Below are 1,007 nucleotides of genomic sequence, written 5' to 3' on the forward strand. Positions count from 1 at the left end.
GAGTAAGCTCGCGCGCAGCGCTATCTGCCAAGCCCAAAACTGCACCTGCCAAATCCAAAGAGGGAGCCTTCAAGGCTCCCTCTTTCGTTATGGATCGCAAGGATCTATGCAAGTGCTCCGTGCAAATGCTCCGCTCGGGCTCAGACCAGCGAATGGCGCACCGCAGCGGTACCATGGCTGGGTGGCGCTGAACCATCGAGCGGATTGAGCTGCAAGAACTCGAACAAGCCAGCCTGCATATTAACATTCCAGAAGCGCCCGGCGAGGGTCAGTTGCAGCCGAGCGCTCTCGATCTCGGCCAACCCGTGCTGCTGCCAGGCGGCAAAGAGCGGCATCAGATGGGTCAGCAAAAGCGCAGGCAGACGATCCAGTGCCAGCACACCGCTGTCGAGGGCGCCGCGCAGCAGACCATCTATTCGCGCATTGGGATTGCGCCCCATCACCATGCCGGGGGCCCGCTTGCCGTTGGCCAGCGCGTCGTGCCAAGGGGCCAGCTCCCGCCCATACATCAAGCCGTGACCAAGAATGCTGCCCCCAGCACCGGCGCCAAAGGGGAGGATCTCGGCGCCACGCTTGGCCATCTGGTTATAACGGCTCTGCTCGGCCGGGCTGCGCCGCCAGTGACTGCAAGAGAGCCGCTCCCAGCCATGGGCTTCCAGTTGCGCGCCGCCATAGGCATACATGGCCGCTCGCTGCTGGCCATCGGCGAGCCAATCCAGGGTGCCCTTCTCCTGCGCCCGCTCCAGATTGGTGCCCTGCATGGCGATCAGCTGGTAGAGATCGACCCCGTGCACGCCGCTCGCCATCACATCCGTGATGTCCTGCTGCCACACGGCATCATCCTGACCGGGCAGACCGAAAATGAGATCCGCCACGATCACCGCCGCATCATCCCGGGTCAGCTCGCCCAGGCGGGTCAACAGGGTCTCCCTGTCATCGAAACGGGCTGCCTGCTGGCGGACCCGGGTATCAAAACTCTGCACCCCGAACGAGAAGCGGTTGAAGCC

Annotated in this window: 1 pseudogene; it reads right to left on the bottom strand. The window is 63.6% G+C overall.

Annotated features, from left to right (window positions below):
- Positions 1 to 140 precede the first annotated feature (140 nt).
- Positions 141 to 1,007 (bottom strand): annotated as a pseudogene (locus tag LD28_RS0112800) (heme anaerobic degradation radical SAM methyltransferase ChuW/HutW); the annotation flags it as partial.

Source organism: Aeromonas finlandensis, from assembly GCF_000764645.1.
GTDB lineage: Bacteria > Pseudomonadota > Gammaproteobacteria > Enterobacterales > Aeromonadaceae > Aeromonas > Aeromonas finlandensis.